We start from the raw sequence: 14,671 nt of genomic DNA on the forward strand, positions 1-14,671 counted from the left end.
GATGACGGATCGATCCGGCCACCGCGACCGCCACGTCAGGCCAGGGGCACCCACGTGCCCCGCTCGGCGGAGCGGGACATCGCGTCCAGCGCCGCCGCGCTGTGCACCGCGTCGGCCAGCGTCGCGCCGTACGGGGTGCTCTCGGCGATCGACCGCAGGAAGTGGTGGGCCTCGATGACCTTGAGATCGTCGTAGCCCATGCTGTTCGCGGAACCCGGCTGGAAGGCTGCGTACTCGCCGTCCCCGGGGCCGACGTACACCGTGCTGACGGGCTGGTCCTGGTACGACGTACCCCTGCTGACGCCCAGTTCGCCCATGCGCCTGAAGTCCCAGAAGACCGCGCCCTTGGTGCCGTGCACCTCGAAGCCGTAGTTGTTCTGCTCGCCCACCGAGATCCGGCAGGCCTCCAGCACGCCCCGCGCACCGGAGGCGAAGCGCAGCAGACAGTTGACGTAGTCCTCGTTCTCCACCGGGCCCAGCTCGCCGCCCGTCGCGCGCGTGTGACCGGCGGTGGCGCCCGTCGGGCGGGCCCGCTCCGGCAGGAAGACCGCGGTGTCGGCGGTCAGTGCCTCGATCTCGCCGAGCAGGAAGCGCGCCAGGTCGACGCCGTGCGAGGCCAGGTCGCCGAGGACTCCGCTGCCGCCCCGCTCCCGCTCGTAGCGCCAGGTCAGCGCGCCCTCCGGATGCGCCGCGTAGTCTCTGCTCGACCGGATCGCCGACCCCGCCCGCCCGGGCGAGGTCGTCCTCACCGCCCCGGTCATCGAGGTCCGCGGCACGACCGCACCCCCACGCGGTTAGTTAGGCCGGTGCCGGCACCGGCACCGGCGCGCGGGCGGTGAGGGGCGCCACACCTGGTGGCCGCCTACACGGACACCGTGCATCTCCTGGAGACCGGTCGGCTGGTCCGCCAAGGCCCCACCGCGGAGCTGCTGTCCCCCTAGGCGTGGGCGCCGAGCAGGCCGGTCAGCAGCGCGTCGGTCGCCGGGGCCAGCAGACGTCTGCCGTCGGGGGCCGACTCCAGGCCGACGACCAGGGCCAGGCAGATGTCGGCGGCCTCGGCGGGCTCGACGCCGGTCGGGGAGGCCACCTCGGCGAAGAGGGCGATCAGCAGGCGGCGCAACTCCCCGCCGAACGCGTGGCAGATGTCACCGAACAACCGGGCCTTCTCGTCGAGGAGTTCGACGGTGTGCGGGGAGTCGCCGGCCAGCTGAAGCACCAGGTCGAGTTTGGCGGCGAGGACACCCCGGACGCGCTCGGCGTGCGGGGCGTCCTGCTCGGCCGCCGCCTCCCGGGCCCGGTGGAGCGCCCGCTCGTGCAGGCGCCCGGCGAGCAGGCGGAAGGCGTCGTCCTTGCTGCGGACGTACTGGTAGACCGCAGACCGGGACACGCCCACGGTGGAGGCGATGTCGTCCATCGTCGTGCGCCGAACGCCGTACCTGGTCAGGCAGTCGTAGGCGGCGTCGAGGACCTCGTCGAGCCGGTCAGTGCCCATGGAGGTCAGGCCAGCTTCATCAGCAGTTCGGCCGCGAGAGGGGCGGAGGAGGCCGGGTTCTGGCCGGTGACCAGGTTGCGGTCGACGACCACCTTGGGGGCCCACGGCTCGCCCTCCTGGAAGTCCACACCCGCCTCGACGAGCCGGTCCTGCAGCAGCCACTTGGCCTTGTCGGCGAGACCGGCCTGCGTCTCCTCGACGTTGGTGAACCCGGAGACCTGGTAGCCCGCGAAGGCGTTGGTACCGTCCTCCTTCGTCGCGGCGAGCAGCGCGGCCGGGGCGTGGCACACCACACCGAGCGGCTTGCCCGACTCCAGCGCGAGGGTGAGCAGCCGGCCGGAGTCCGCGTTGACCGCGAGGTCCTCCATCGGTCCGTGGCCGCCGGGGTAGAAGACGGCCGCGTAGTCGTCCAGGTCGACCTCCTCCAGCTTGATCGGCTGCTGGAGTTCGGCCATCGAGGTGAGGACGCGCGCGATCCGGTCGGCGCCTTCCTGGCCGCCGTTGACCTCGGGCGCCAGGCTCCCCCGGTCCACGGTCGGCACGACGCCGCCCGGCGTGGCGACGACGACCTCGTGGCCCGCGGCCTTGAACGCCTCGTACGGGGCGACGGCCTCCTCGGCCCAGAAGCCGGACGGGTGCCGGGTGCCGTCGGCGAGCGTCCAGTGGTCGACGCCGGTGATCACGAAGAGAATCTTCGACATGGTGCGTTTCTCCCGGGGGTAATGGGGGGCGGGGCGTTCCTGTTCGTTCCTGTCGCGCGCCCTGACACTCTGGACCCAGATCGTCAGGGCGACGATGTCCTCGACGGTATGCGGGCCAGGCATAGGTGACCAATAGGGAGCCCGGGCAGAGCCATAGGACATCCAATGGACCCTCGGGAACACCCGATGCGAGGTCTAGCGCGGCACGGCGGCGCGCCGCTCCAGGACACGCAGAGCCTCTTCGGCCCAGCGGATGATCTCCCGCTCGAAGGCGCGTCCGGCCATCAGCGTCAGATAGGGGCCGACGCGCTCGGCTCCGGCCAGATAGTCGTCCTCGCCGCGCCCGTCGAGGAGCCGGGCCCGTATCCGGTCGTAGCGGGCCAGTTTGGCGCGGGCCCACTCCAGCCGCTCGGTGATCGCCGCCCGCACGGCCTGCTCGTCCCCCTCGTCCACGGCATAGACCTTGACCATCAACTCGTCGCGGATCGCGGTGGGTTTCGGCGGCTCGGCCGTAAAGTCCCGCAGCGCGGCGCGGCCCGCGTCGGTGAGCGAGAAGATCCGCTTGTTCGGCCTCCGCTCCTGCTGGACGAGCCGGGCCTCGATGAGTCCCTCGGCCGCCATCCGGTCGAGTTCCCGGTACAGCTGCTGCGGGGTCGCCATCCAGAAGTTGGCCACCGAGGCGTCGAACCCCTTGGCCAGGTCGTATCCCGACGCCTCGCCCTCCAGAAGCGCGGCGAGGACCGCGTTGCGCAATGCCATGGTCCCAGGCTAGACGGGGAACACCTCCATGACTAATCTGTTCCGCACCTAATCAATTAGTTGAGTATCAGCTATCAGGTACCAGAGATCAGCATCAGCATCAGCATCAGTTTCAGTATCAGACTCAGTTATCAGAGATGAGAGGTGGGACTCGGATGCACCCCTTCCGGAAGGCCGTGGAGGAGGGCGACCTCGCCGCGATCGAGGACATGCTGGCCGACGACGTCGTGTTCACCAGCCCCGTCGCCTTCAAGCCGTACCCGGGCAAGGCGATCACCGCGGCGATCCTGCGCGGCGTCTCCCGCGTCTTCACCGACTTCCGCTACGTACGCGAGATCGCCGGTGCCGACGGCCGTGACCACGCGCTGGTCTTCACCGCGAAGGTGGGCGACAAGGAACTCAACGGCTGCGACTTCCTGCACTTCGACGAGGACGGCAGGATCGACGACCTGATGGTGATGGTCCGCCCGCTCTCGGCGGCCCATGCGCTCTCCGAGGCGATGGGCGCGCAGTTCGAACAGATCTCACGGGAGGCGGCGGAGGCGACGGGCGCGTAGCCGGCGCCCGCTCGCGCCTGCGAACCGGGCAGCCGTCCAGCAGGCGCGGCCGCTGCCGGCGTTTCCGGCCCACGGTGCTCGGCCCGGGAACTCGTCCGTGACGCTGCGGGTTTGACGCGCTCTCCTTCGGCTACCCGCGCGTCGCGGCGACGGCGAGTGCCCCGGTGCGCGGGGCAGCGCGAAGGCCTGCCGTGAGTGTGCCCCGGCCCGCACGGACTTCCTCGCGACGCTGAGCCGCGCACCCGGGCACCGTCTCGGACCGGTTCACGCCGGCTCCGCGAGCGGCCGTCCGGCCCGTACGTTCCAGCGCCCCGCGCGGCCGCTGAACTCCGTGGCGGTCAGGGGCGGCACGTCGACCCGCCAGAATGCCGACTCCGGCGCCCCCAACACCCGAACCACCAGAGCCCGTACGACCTCCGGCTCGACCACGGCCACGGTCCGGCCCGTGAACTCCGCGGCCGTATCGAGGCGGCCCGCCACCCTCTCGCAGAACGCCCGCACCGACTCACCGCCGTGCGGCGCCGCACCGGGATCGGCCAGCCACCGGGCCACCGCCTCCGGCTCCTTCGCGCTGACCTCCTCCAGGGTCGCGCCACGCCAGCGGCCCACGTCCAGAGGGGCCAACTCCCATGCGTCCACCACCGCGTCGAGGCCCAGCGCGTCCGCGGTCTCGCGGCACCGGACAGTGGGGGAGACCCACAGCCGCTCCGCGTCGGGCACCGCACCCGCGGCCGCCCGCGCGAGCCGCAGTCCGGCGGCGTCGACCCGGCCTCCCTCGTCGAAGCGGGCCTCGCGCAGCGCCGCGCTGATCGCGGCTGAGATCAAGATCACTCGGCTTGTCATACGTCCACTCTCGCGTGCTGGTGCGGTCTTCCGTGACCAGAATCCTTGCCGGGCAAGGGAAGCCGGTGCCGCCCCCGGCCGCAGGGCGCACGTCGTCTCTCTTTATGCGCTCTTGGCCGGAGCCCGGCTTCGCGGTACGGTCTCGACGATATTGACGACGGTTCGGCGGAAGTCCGGTGGGAATCCGGCACGGTCGCGCCACTGTAAGCCCAGCACGAACCACTCCCGCCAGGGGTGGTGGAGGTCGAGCAAGTCAGACCCGCGGCCGTCGTCCTGTGCACCACCAAGATGGGACGCGAGTTCCCCAGGAGGTTCTGCCCCATGGCGCAGTCCGTCGCTCAGCCGACCGTTACCCCCACCGCCGTTCCCGCGAAGCTGCCGATCGGTGCGATCGCCCCCTGGGCGGTCTTCTTCGGCATCCTGATGCTGGTCCTGCTCTACTTCGTCGGCGCCGAACAGGGCGCCACCTCCCTCGTGTCCGGCGAGAACGTCCACGAGTGGGTCCACGACGCCCGCCACCTGCTCGGCTTCCCCTGCCACTGACGGCGACGCGGAAACGCACGAGCACATGAACTCGGCAACCGTAAGAAACCTTCTGGTGCGTGGCATGCTCGCGGGTCTCGCCGCGGGCCTGCTCGCCCTGGTCGTCGCCTACTTCCTGGGTGAGCCGCGCGTGGACTCGGCCATCGCCTACGAGGATGCGCACACGCACGAGCACGGCATGGAAGCCGTCAGTCGCACGATGCAGTCCACCGGCGGCCTGGCCACCGGTGTCCTCGTCTACGGGGTCGCGTTCGGCGGTATCGCCGCCCTCGCGTACTGCTTCGCGCTCGGCAGGATCGGCCGTTTCGGGCCGCGCGCGAGCGCGCTGCTCCTGTCGGCCGCGGGCCTGCTCGCCGTCTATGTCGTGCCGTTCCTGAAATACCCCGCCAACCCGCCGTCCGTCGGCGACCCCGACACCATCGGCAAGCGCACGACCCTGTACTTCCTCATGATGGTGCTCAGCGTGCTGCTCGCCGTCGCCGCCGTCATCCTGGGCAAGCGCCTCGCGCCGCGCCTGGGCAACTGGAACGCGACGCTGGCGGCGGGCGCGTTCCTCGTCCTCGCCATCGGGCTCGCGTACGCGTTCCTGCCGGCCGTGAACGAGGTCCCGAAGGACTTCTCCGCCACCCTGCTCTGGCAGTTCCGCCTCGCGGCACTGGCCATCCAGCTGACCCTGTGGACCGCCTTCGGGCTCGTCTTCGGGTTCCTGGCGGAGCGGGTGCTGTCCCCGAAACCGGCCACGGTGAAGAAGGAGGTCGCCCCGGAGGCAACCCCCGTCGCCCACTGAGCGGGTGGAGAAGGGCGGGCCCGGACGTCCGGGCCCGCCCTTCTCGTACGTCCTCGGCATTCCCAATTTCTGAAACACGTTCTACGGTGTGCGCCGTCAGGTCCGGCCTTGGGGAGCCAGGAGGCGCCGTGCATCTCGAATACACGCCAGAGCAGCAGCGGCTGCGGACCGAACTGCGCGGCTACTTCGCCGAGTTGGTGCCCGACCATGCGTACGCCCGGTATGGCGACCCGGCGGCCCAGAAGCGGTTCTACCGCGAGACGATCCGGCGGCTCGGCACGGACGGCTGGCTCGGGGTGGGCTGGCCCAAGGAGTACGGCGGGCGGGGGCTGACCCCGCTGGAGCAGTTCATCTTCTTCGATGAAGCCGCCCAGGCGGGCGTACCACTGCCCCTGATGGCGCTGAACACCGTCGGCCCGACGATCATGCAATTCGGCACCGAGGAGCAGAAGGAGTACTTCCTGCCCAAGATCCTCTCCGGCGAGATCGACTTCGCGATCGGCTACAGCGAGCCCGACGCGGGCACCGACCTGGCGGCGCTCAAGACCAAGGCCGTACGGGAGGGCGACGAGGCCACCGGGCACTACATGGTCAACGGGCAGAAGATCTGGACCACCAACGGCGACACGGCGGACTGGGTCTGGCTGGCGGTGCGCACCGACCCGGACGCCCCGCCGCACAAGGGCATCACCATGCTCCTCGTGCCGACCTCCGACCCCGGCTACTCCTGCACCCTCATCAACACCCTCGCCTCGCACGACACCACCGCCAGCTACTACGAGAACATCCGCGTCCCCGTCTCCCGCCGGGTCGGCGAGGAGAACAAGGGCTGGCGACTGATCACCAACCAGCTCAACCATGAGCGGGTCACCCTCGCCGCGCACGGCACCATGGCGATCCGCGCCCTGCACGACGTCCAGCGCTGGGCCATGGAGACCAAACTCGCCGACGGCCGTCGCGTCGCCGACCTCCCCTGGGTACGCCGCCGCCTCGCCCGGACCCACACCAAGCTCGACGCCATGAAGCTTCTGAACTGGCAGATGGTGAACGCCGTCCAGGAGGGAACCCTCACCCCGCAGGACGCCTCCGCGGTCAAGGTGTACGGCTCCGAGGCGCGCCGGGACGCGTACGCCTGGCTCATGGAGATCGTCGCCGCACCCGGTGTGCTCCAGGAGGGCTCGGCGGGTGCGGTCCTGCACGGCGAGCTGGAACGCGGCTACCGCTCGGCGGTGATCTTCACCTTCGGCGGCGGGAACAACGAGATCCAGCGCGAAATCATCTCGTGGATCGGGCTGGGGATGCCGAGGGTACGGCGTTAACCTGAGTTGGCACAAAAGAGGGCTGGTTGGCACCAAGATCGCCGTTGGTTCTCAGAGATGACGGCGCATCACTTCAATGCATTCCGCGCGGGCGGCCGTTGATCGGTCGCGGGGGTAGGCGGAGCCGAGGTTCATCCCCTCGTCGGTCCTGATGGGCGGCTGCTGGGCGGCCGGCGACAAGTGTGCAGTCGAGGTCGGTCTCGGTGACGAAGCGGGTGAGCATCGCCGTCTGGTTCATGCCCGCGCCGATCGCCCGGACCGCTCCCTGGTCGCGCAGCCGGGCCAGTGCCGGGTACGCCCCCGTGACCGCGTCCTCCCAGTGGTCGTCCGGGTCGTGGATCAGGACCGTGTCGAAGGCTTCGAGACCGGACCGCTCAAGGCTCTCGGCGAGCGAACGGTAGACGCCCTCGGCGCTGTAGTCGCGCACCCGGACCAGCCCGCGTTCGCCGTGGAACGCCTCGTCCCCGAGGGCGGCGTCGCCCGGCACAAGCAGCCGTCCCACCTTTGTGGACACGGTGAACTCGGCGCGCGGGCGGCCGGTGTCGGCGAGGAAGGATCCCAGCCGCCGTTCCGCGAGCCCGGCGCCGTAGTGCGGGGCGGTGTCGAAGTACCGGACACCGGCCGTCCAGGCGGCGTCGAGCGTGGCGGTGGCCTGCTCGTCGCCGACCGCCGAGAACAGCCCGGCCAGCGGTGCGGTGCCCAGGCCGATACGGCTGACGGTGGCCCCGGAGCGGCCGAGCGGGACGCGCTCGGTGAACCAGGGCAGGCGCGCGGAGGTCATCAGGCCTGTCCGAGGACGTGCCGCTGGCGGCCGAGCCGGTCGATCTCCACCTCGACCACGTCACCGGCGCCCAGATAGGGGAAGTCGTTGGCGCCGAAGGCCACGCCGGCCGGGGTGCCGGTGCTGATCACGTCTCCGGGGTCCAGCACCATGAACTGGCTCAGGTACCAGACGATGTGGCGCACCCCGAAGATCATGTTCTTGGTGTGGCCGTCCTGGCGCAGTTCGCCGTTGACCCACAGTCGCATGGCCAGCCCCTGCGGGTCGCCGGTCTCGTCGGGGGTGACCAGCCAGGGGCCGAGCGGGTTGAAGGTCTCGCAGGATTTGCCCTTGTCCCACTGCCCGCCCCGCTCGTGCTGGAAGGCCCGCTCGGTGACGTCGTCGGCGATCGCGTAGCCCGCGATGACGTCGTCGGCCGCCTCCGGCGAGCCCAGGTAGCGCGCCGTGCGGCCGATGACCACGGCGAGTTCGATCTCGTAGTCCGTCTTCTCACTGGTGCGCGGTACGAGCACGGTGTCGTCGGGGCCGACGACCGTGTTGGCAGCCTTCATGAAGACGACCGGTTCGGCAGGGGGCGGTGTCGCCGTCTCCTCAGCATGATCGACGTAGTTGAGCCCGATGCACACCACCTTGCCGGGGCGTGCGACCGGGGCGCCGACCCGCCGGCCGGCGATGTCCGTGCGCGGCAGCACGTTCTCGGCCAGGGCGGCACGGACGCGTTCCACGCCGCCCTCGGCCAGGAACGCTCCGTCGATGTCGACGGTCAGCGGACTCAGATCTCTCGCGGTGCCGTCGGAGTCCAGGAACACGGGCCGCTCGGAGCCAGCCGGGCCCACGCGCAGAAATCTCATCGGTACTCCTCGGTGAGGTGAACATGCCCGCCCGGTGACCGGCAATTCGGTACCCGAGAGCGAGACATAAGGAATGAAAAGGGACAAAGGGCGCACCAGTAGTCAGAGAGGAAGCACCTACACGGCTGAACCGTCCCCGGGGAGCCGACTGTCCCGTTCCAGGTGCTCGCGCAGCCACCGCTCGGTGGTGCTGACGTGCATCAGCGCCGCCGCCTGGGCGAGCACGGCATCACCGTCGGCCAGCGCTTGGTAGATCGCCTCGTGTTCGGCGAGGGTGCGGCCGGCGGCGTTGTCGTCGACCAGTCCCCGCCAGACACGGGCGCGCAGCGTCCGGCCGGAGATGCCCTCCAGGAGGGTGGCCAGCGTGGCGTTGCCGGTGGCCGCGACCACGGCCCGGTGGAAGGCGGCGTCGTGCTCGTTGAGGCGCTCCACGTCGTCGCGGGCCGTCCGCATCGCGTCCAGGTGCCGCTCCACCTCGCCGAGCTCGGTGGCCGAGATCCGGGTGGCGGCCAGCGCCGTGGCGACCGGCTCGAACAGTCGGCGCACCTCGGTGAGCTCCAGCAACGTGTCGCCACGCAGCAACTCCACCGCGGACCCGATGCTGCTCAGCAGCAGCTCCGGTTCCAGACTGGTCACGTAGGTGCCGTCCCCGCGCCGGATCTCCAGCACCCGCGCGACGACCAGCGCCTTCACCGCTTCCCGCATCAGGTTGCGGGACAGACCCAACTCCGCGGCGAGCTGTTGCTCGGGCGGAAGTTTGGCCCCGGGGGACAGCTCGCCCGACTGGATGAGGTCCCTGATGCGGTCGATGGCCTTGTCGGTCAGTGACATGCGTGGCTGACCCCTCGTTATTGCGTGCGCAGCGGCACCGTAGCAATACATCCCATGACACAGGAAGACATGGGATGACTGAACCCGCTGCCGCAACTATGAAATTATCGCCTACTTGGCAGGTCAGAAGCGATCGTGTCCGACTATTTTCGTCTCAGCTATGGACACAGCAGCGAGCAGAGCCCAAAAAATCCATCCCATGTCTGGAGGCTGCTGTTGCAGTACGGACATGCCATGGACACATGACGATTGGTGGTTGCCATGACCCCGAAACGACACCTCGGCCTCCCGGCCGCGAATGCCGGGCACCATGAGTGAACTGATCAGCGCCGTCGACGCGGTCGACGTACGGTTCCCGACCTCTCTGGAACTCGACGGCTCCGACGCGATGAACCCCGAACCCGACTACTCGGCCGCCTATGTGACGATCCGTACGAGCGGCGGCGACGAGGGCCACGGGCTCGCCTTCACCGTGGGGCGCGGCAACGACGTGGAGGTCGCCGCCGTACGTGCGCTGGCCCCGCTGGTGGTCGGCCTGCCGGTGGAAGAGGTCCTGAACGACCTCGGCGGTTTCTCCCGGCGGCTGACCAGCGACAGCCAACTGCGCTGGCTGGGCCCGGAGAAGGGGGCCATCCACATGGCCGCCGCGGCGATCGTGAACGCCGTGTGGGACCTGTACGGCCGTCGTACGGGGAAGCCGGTCTGGCGACTGCTGGCCGAACTGTCCCCGGAGCAGCTGGTCGACCTGGTCGACTTCCGCTATCTGCAGGACGCACTGACCCGCGACGAGGCCCTGGACATCCTGCGCCGCGCCGAACCGGGCCGCGCCGAACGCGCCGCGCACCTGCTGGAGCACGGTTATCCGGCGTACACGACGACACCTGGCTGGCTCGGCTACGACGACGAGAAGCTGGTGCGGCTGTCGAAGGAGGCGGTCGCCGACGGGTTCTCCCAGATCAAGCTGAAGGTCGGCGCCGACCGCGCGGACGACGAGCGCCGGATGCGGCTGGCCCGCGAGGCGGTCGGCCCGGACATCAGGATCGCCGTCGACGCCAACCAGGCGTGGGGCGTCCAGCAGGCCATCGACTGGATGCGGGCGCTCGTGCCCTACGACCCGTATTGGATCGAGGAACCCACCTCCCCCGACGACATCCTCGGCCACGCCGCCATCCGCAAGGCGCTGGCGCCGGTGAAGGTGGCCACCGGTGAGCACACCCACAACCAAGTGATGTTCAAGCAGTTGCTCCAGGCCGGCTCGCTGGACATCCTCCAGATGGACGCGAGCCGCACCGCGGGCGTCACCGAGAACGTCGCCATCCTGCTGCTGGCCGCCAAGTTCGGCGTCCCGGTCTGCCCACACGCCGGCGGGGTCGGCCTGTGCGAGATGGTGCAGCACCTGGCGATGTTCGACTACGTCGCCGTCAGCGGCACCACCGAGAACCGCGTGATCGAGTACGTCGACCATCTGCACGAGCACTTCACCGATCCCGTACGAATCCGGGAAGGCCACTACCTCGCGCCGACCGCCCCCGGTATCAGCGCCGAACTGCACCCGGACCCCGTGGCGGCCCACCGCTACCCCGAGGGCCCGGTATGGGAAGCGAAGGCCAGGACATGAGCACGAACGAGTTCGCCGGGCTGACCGCGCTGGTCACCGGTGGTGCCTCCGGCATCGGCCTGGCCACCGCTCGGTTGCTCGCCGCGCGTGGGGCGCGCGTGGTCTGCCTCGATCTCAAGCCGGAGAACGTGCCCGAACCCCTCATCGGCATACAGGTCGACGTGTCGGACGAAACCGGCGTACGAACGGCCGTCGGGGAGGCCGCCCGCAGGCTCGGGGGCATCGACATCCTCGTCAACAACGCGGGGATCGGCGCCCAGGGCACGATCGAGGACAACACCGACGACGAGTGGCGTCGCGTCTTCGAGGTCAACGTCTTCGGCATGGTGCGGGTGACCCGTGCCGCGCTGCCGCACCTGCGGCGCTCGCACAGTGCGGCCATCGTCAACACCTGCTCCATCGCGGCCACGGCGGGGCTGCCCGACCGGGCCCTGTACTCGGCCACGAAGGGCGCCGTCCTCTCCCTCACCCGGGCGACCGCCGCCGACCTCGTGCACTCCGGAATCCGCGTCAACTGCGTCAATCCCGGTACCGCCGACACCCCCTGGGTCGGGCGCCTGCTGGACAGCGCCGCCGACCCCGAGGCCGAACGCGCCGCCCTGAACGCCCGCCAGCCCATGGGCCGCCTGGTCAGCGCGGAAGAGGTCGCTGCGGCCATCGCCTACCTGGCGAGCCCGCTCTCCGGCTCCACCACCGGCACCGATCTCGCCGTCGACGGCGGCATGCACGGACTGCGGATCCGCCCGCGCGCCTGAACACGGCTGTCCGGCACACCGCACCAGCAATACGTTCCCACCCCAGCAAGGAGATTGAGAAGTTGTCGTCATGTCGGAGTTGAGGACTGCGTTTTCGCTGGTCGGGCGTAGGGTCGGCGGTCTTGTGGGAGTAGTGGCCTGTCGTGCTGTCGCTGCCCGGGAGGTCGTGGATGCCGTCGGCGGTTGGGCTGTTGGAGCTGCGTGAGCTGGGTGCTCGCCGCCCGCCGCCTGGCCCGCTCACGCCCGCAGTCGACGTGAACCGGCCCGGCGCGGGCTCGGCCAGCGGCGAGTCGATCACTGCAGCCGTCGGCTCCGCGTCGCGGCCCACCTTCTCGCGGACCTGTCCGCGCAGCCGGTCGTGGAACTCCTTGACCAGGCCATGGTCGCGCCAGCGGCGGAAGAACGCGTAGCCCCGGTCCCACGGCGGGAAACCGGCCGGCATCGCCCGCCTTACGTGGAATCGAGCAGGGCTAGCCTGCTGTCATGGCCCCCAGCCCAGCCGGCCCAACCCCCAAGGAGCTCGGAACGACCAGCGCCTTTGTCCCTCTGACCCAGCTCATGAGTATCGCTTCCGCGAAAGCGACGGGTCAGCACGACAGGCGAGATACCGACCGAAAATCTCCTGACTATCAGGAGTGAAGGTCCACTGCTGCAGAATCCGCCGCAACTCGGACTCGGTCAGCCACCCGTGCCAGGCCACTTCTCCCGGATCGGGGGCGCCGATCTCCGGAAGCACGGCATCGCACACCCCAAGCCAGTGAGGGCTGAGCCCACCCCGGTTGAGGAACTTGAACCGAAGGCACACTGTCGCCAGCGCCCCCAGCTCCTCACTGAGCTCGCGGGCAGCCGCCTGCTCATAGGACTCGCCGACTCCCGCAGCGCCCCCGACACCGAGTTCGTAGTGCCCCGGGAAACGGGACAACTGTTCGGCACGCCGATGAACGAGAAAGCGACCTTGCCTATCGCGGCACACCACCACGCCAACCCGGTGCAGCCATCCCTCCCGAACAGCGTCCCGCCGACTGACTACCCCCAGCACACGATCCTGCGCATCAACGCGTTCCACGAGTTCATCCACGACGCACACGATCGCAGAACCCACTGACACCCGCCCGGAGTGCCCGGACAGGCACGCAGTCAACGGCCGTCGGACCTCACCCCACCGAACGAAAGGACACAGCCCTGTCTCGATTCTCAATAACTTGCCACTTGATGCCGTTGTCAACGAGGTCGCGGGTCGCATCGAGTACAGCCCGGTGGCAGTACGCCTCCGGCCGGCCGCCGCGACCGCGCGTCCAGCCCGGCACCGGCAGCAACGGCCGGACGGCCGCCCACTCCGCGTCCGTCATGTCCGTCGGATATCTCGGCTGCTGCCACCCGTTGTCGGCGGCGTTTCCGAACCGGGATCCCCGAACTGACAGTCGCCGAGAACCTCTTCCTGAACCGGCACGACCGCTGACGCGGCGGCCTGATCAGCTGGGGGACGGTCCGCGGCAAGGCTCATGAACTGCTGGCGACCTGGTCGGTCGGCGTGGACGTGCGCACACCCGGCGGTGAACTGGACATCGAGCAGCGGCAGTTCGTGGAGATCGCCCGGGCGCTGTCCTTCGGGGCGCGTTTCATCGTCCTCGACGAGCCGACCGCGCGGCTGGACGTCGCCGCCACCGCCCTGACCAGCTACTTTCAAGAGGACGCAGCTTCACTGAAGCTCGCAGCCACGGAGCGTCACGGAGTCCACGTAGGTTTCCGAAGCTCGATCGCCGGTTACCGGAAAGTCATATTGGGCGCGGTACGGCTCCGTCCTGCCAGCGGTAGAGGTCGCGCAGCAGGGAAATCTCGGCGCCGTGATGGATCAGCTCCCTGTTGACGTGCAGGACGATGCCCTCCATGGGAAACCGCTCGGGACCCACCGTGGGCGGATTCTCCAGGTCAGCGTCCGAGAGCTCGCGGACCCCCGCGTTCCATCTCCCATACATCTCATCGAGCTGTTTCAGCGCCTCGTCAGCGGTCCCCGCGTAGGCGAATGTCTGGGAGTCGACGTCCTGGCCGCCGAAGTGCCATCCGACCCGATAGCCCAGGCACGAGACGATGATGTGCGCCAGCCGCCAGGCAATCGTGGTCACCGGCGATGGCACCGGGTCAGGGGACGCGGAGTCCATCGTCCATTCCCCCGAACCTGCCGACATCGGTGCGGCCGACGTGCCACGTGGGCGGATGCTCCAGCAGCCACGCACCGGCTCCCAGAAGTACTCCTCATCGGCAAGACCGTGCAGCCGCGGCCGCAGGTTCTTCTGCCAGTGCCGGTCCAGCTGGTCTGCGATCCGCTCACTTCTTGTCATGTCCGCACACTACATACAACGGGAGACCTGGCTGCGCCCCTCGCGGACGCCGTCGCCGGCCGTGGGCCGCGAGAGCGTACCGCACCGGGAGATGACGCTGGGGGCTGATGTGGCCTTCGGGCCGCGCCGCCGCGAGCGGCTGTTTGACATCAACAACCCGGCTGGCTGGGCTGGTTCAATGACCCGCATGTGACAGCCTCGACCGATGACATGACGGATGATCAAGACCGCAGACTCCCGCCCGAGATCAGCACGAGTATCCCGAGCGAGCGCCACGCCAGAGCCTCCGACCTGCATGTTCGAAGATGGCGAAGACTCACTGTACGTACAGCAACTTGCCAACCCTACCCGTGGTGAGGCGGGCGTCGTGGTCCATGTCCATATCTTCAAGGGCCAGGGCGTAGGACGCGTGGTCTCGGCTGGTGCAGGCTGCGCCAGGCCGAAGGGTGAGGCATCCCGATGGCGGTGCGCTGACAACTGATGAGCGGGCTCGGC

Annotated in this window: 17 protein-coding genes, 2 pseudogenes and 1 riboswitch; of the genes and pseudogenes, 8 read left to right on the plus strand and 11 right to left on the minus strand. The window is 69.5% G+C overall.

Annotation, left to right across the window (positions count from 1 at the left end; translation table 11 throughout):
• Positions 1-35: 35 nt before the first annotated feature.
• The 4 genes and pseudogenes from OG747_RS44090 to OG747_RS44105 form a co-directional block, all read right to left on the minus strand.
• A pseudogene (locus OG747_RS44090) lies at positions 36-713 on the minus strand (Gfo/Idh/MocA family protein); the annotation flags it as partial.
• 224 nt (positions 714-937) lie between these two features.
• On the minus strand, positions 938-1,492 hold the full coding sequence (locus tag OG747_RS44095; RefSeq protein WP_405884979.1) for a TetR/AcrR family transcriptional regulator: 555 nt from the start codon (positions 1,490-1,492) through the stop codon (positions 938-940).
• 5 nt (positions 1,493-1,497) lie between these two features.
• Entirely contained in the window at positions 1,498-2,193 is a 696-nt protein-coding gene (locus tag OG747_RS44100) for a type 1 glutamine amidotransferase domain-containing protein (RefSeq protein ID WP_405884980.1), read from the minus strand.
• Positions 2,194-2,388: 195 nt separating this feature from the next.
• Positions 2,389-2,952 carry a PadR family transcriptional regulator gene (locus OG747_RS44105; RefSeq protein WP_405884981.1) on the minus strand — a complete coding sequence of 188 codons (564 nt, stop codon included), beginning with the start codon at positions 2,950-2,952 and terminating at the stop codon, positions 2,389-2,391.
• 155 nt (positions 2,953-3,107) lie between these two features.
• Here OG747_RS44105 and OG747_RS44110 point away from each other — a divergent pair, with 155 nt between their 5' ends.
• Positions 3,108-3,509 carry a nuclear transport factor 2 family protein gene (locus tag OG747_RS44110; protein ID WP_405884982.1) on the plus strand — a complete coding sequence of 134 codons (402 nt, stop codon included), beginning with the start codon at positions 3,108-3,110 and terminating at the stop codon, positions 3,507-3,509.
• 264 nt (positions 3,510-3,773) lie between these two features.
• Here OG747_RS44110 and OG747_RS44115 read toward each other — a convergent pair whose 3' ends face one another.
• Positions 3,774-4,352 carry a histidine phosphatase family protein gene (locus OG747_RS44115; RefSeq protein WP_405884983.1) on the minus strand — a complete coding sequence of 193 codons (579 nt, stop codon included), beginning with the start codon at positions 4,350-4,352 and terminating at the stop codon, positions 3,774-3,776.
• 120 nt (positions 4,353-4,472) lie between these two features.
• Positions 4,473-4,637: riboswitch (cobalamin riboswitch) on the plus strand.
• A 36-nt stretch (positions 4,638-4,673) separates the two neighbouring features.
• Between OG747_RS44115 and OG747_RS44120 the strand changes: the two genes are divergently transcribed.
• From OG747_RS44120 to OG747_RS44130, 3 genes are all read left to right on the plus strand, one after another.
• Positions 4,674-4,895: a CbtB-domain containing protein gene (locus OG747_RS44120; RefSeq protein ID WP_405884984.1), complete on the plus strand. Its 222-nt coding sequence runs from the start codon at positions 4,674-4,676 to the stop codon at positions 4,893-4,895.
• A 25-nt stretch (positions 4,896-4,920) separates the two neighbouring features.
• Positions 4,921-5,682 carry a CbtA family protein gene (locus tag OG747_RS44125; protein WP_405884985.1) on the plus strand — a complete coding sequence of 254 codons (762 nt, stop codon included), beginning with the start codon at positions 4,921-4,923 and terminating at the stop codon, positions 5,680-5,682.
• Positions 5,683-5,810: 128 nt separating this feature from the next.
• Entirely contained in the window at positions 5,811-7,001 is a 1,191-nt protein-coding gene (locus OG747_RS44130; protein WP_405884986.1) for an acyl-CoA dehydrogenase family protein, read from the plus strand.
• Between the two features lie 73 nt (positions 7,002-7,074).
• Here the strand turns inward: OG747_RS44130 and OG747_RS44135 are convergent, their stop codons facing one another.
• The 3 genes from OG747_RS44135 to OG747_RS44145 all read right to left on the minus strand — a co-directional run bounded on the left by OG747_RS44135 (position 7,075) and on the right by OG747_RS44145 (position 9,464).
• Positions 7,075-7,782 carry an aldo/keto reductase gene (locus OG747_RS44135; RefSeq protein ID WP_405884987.1) on the minus strand — a complete coding sequence of 236 codons (708 nt, stop codon included), beginning with the start codon at positions 7,780-7,782 and terminating at the stop codon, positions 7,075-7,077.
• Positions 7,782-8,633: a fumarylacetoacetate hydrolase family protein gene (locus tag OG747_RS44140; RefSeq protein WP_405884989.1), complete on the minus strand. Its 852-nt coding sequence runs from the start codon at positions 8,631-8,633 to the stop codon at positions 7,782-7,784. The genes OG747_RS44135 and OG747_RS44140 overlap by 1 nt, the downstream gene beginning before the upstream one ends.
• Before the next feature lie 117 nt (positions 8,634-8,750).
• A complete protein-coding gene (locus OG747_RS44145; protein WP_405884990.1) occupies positions 8,751-9,464 on the minus strand; it encodes a FadR/GntR family transcriptional regulator in 714 nt (237 codons plus the stop codon).
• A 310-nt stretch (positions 9,465-9,774) separates the two neighbouring features.
• Between OG747_RS44145 and OG747_RS44150 the strand changes: the two genes are divergently transcribed.
• On the plus strand, positions 9,775-11,082 hold the full coding sequence (locus OG747_RS44150; protein WP_405884991.1) for an L-fuconate dehydratase: 1,308 nt from the start codon (positions 9,775-9,777) through the stop codon (positions 11,080-11,082).
• Positions 11,079-11,837 (plus strand): SDR family NAD(P)-dependent oxidoreductase, encoded by a 759-nt coding sequence (locus OG747_RS44155; RefSeq protein WP_405884992.1) that lies wholly within the window; start codon positions 11,079-11,081, stop codon positions 11,835-11,837. Before OG747_RS44150 ends, OG747_RS44155 begins: the two co-directional genes overlap by 4 nt.
• A gap of 556 nt (positions 11,838-12,393) precedes the next feature.
• On the opposite strand, the gene OG747_RS44160 is transcribed toward OG747_RS44155, so the two are convergent.
• On the minus strand, positions 12,394-12,915 hold the full coding sequence (locus tag OG747_RS44160; protein WP_405884993.1) for an NUDIX domain-containing protein: 522 nt from the start codon (positions 12,913-12,915) through the stop codon (positions 12,394-12,396).
• Positions 12,916-12,991: 76 nt separating this feature from the next.
• Positions 12,992-13,186, minus strand: a complete 195-nt coding sequence (locus tag OG747_RS44165) for a transposase (RefSeq protein ID WP_405884994.1) — start codon at positions 13,184-13,186, stop codon at positions 12,992-12,994.
• Between OG747_RS44165 and OG747_RS44170 the strand changes: the two are divergent.
• Positions 13,153-13,500 (plus strand): annotated as a pseudogene (locus OG747_RS44170) (sugar ABC transporter ATP-binding protein); the annotation flags it as partial. The gene OG747_RS44165 and the pseudogene OG747_RS44170 overlap by 34 nt on opposite strands.
• 112 nt (positions 13,501-13,612) lie before the next feature.
• On the opposite strand, the gene OG747_RS44175 reads toward OG747_RS44170, so the two are convergent.
• A complete protein-coding gene (locus OG747_RS44175) occupies positions 13,613-14,176 on the minus strand; it encodes a DinB family protein (RefSeq protein WP_405884995.1) in 564 nt (187 codons plus the stop codon).
• Here OG747_RS44175 and OG747_RS44180 point away from each other — a divergent pair.
• The gene (locus tag OG747_RS44180; RefSeq protein WP_405884996.1) at positions 14,175-14,369 is read left to right on the plus strand and encodes a hypothetical protein; all 195 of its coding nucleotides are present in this window, start codon (positions 14,175-14,177) and stop codon (positions 14,367-14,369) included. The two genes, OG747_RS44175 and OG747_RS44180, sit on opposite strands and share 2 nt — an antisense overlap.
• Positions 14,370-14,671: the final 302 nt, after the last annotated feature.

The sequence above is a fragment of the Streptomyces sp. NBC_01384 genome, assembly GCF_045040035.1.
GTDB lineage: Bacteria > Actinomycetota > Actinomycetes > Streptomycetales > Streptomycetaceae > Streptomyces.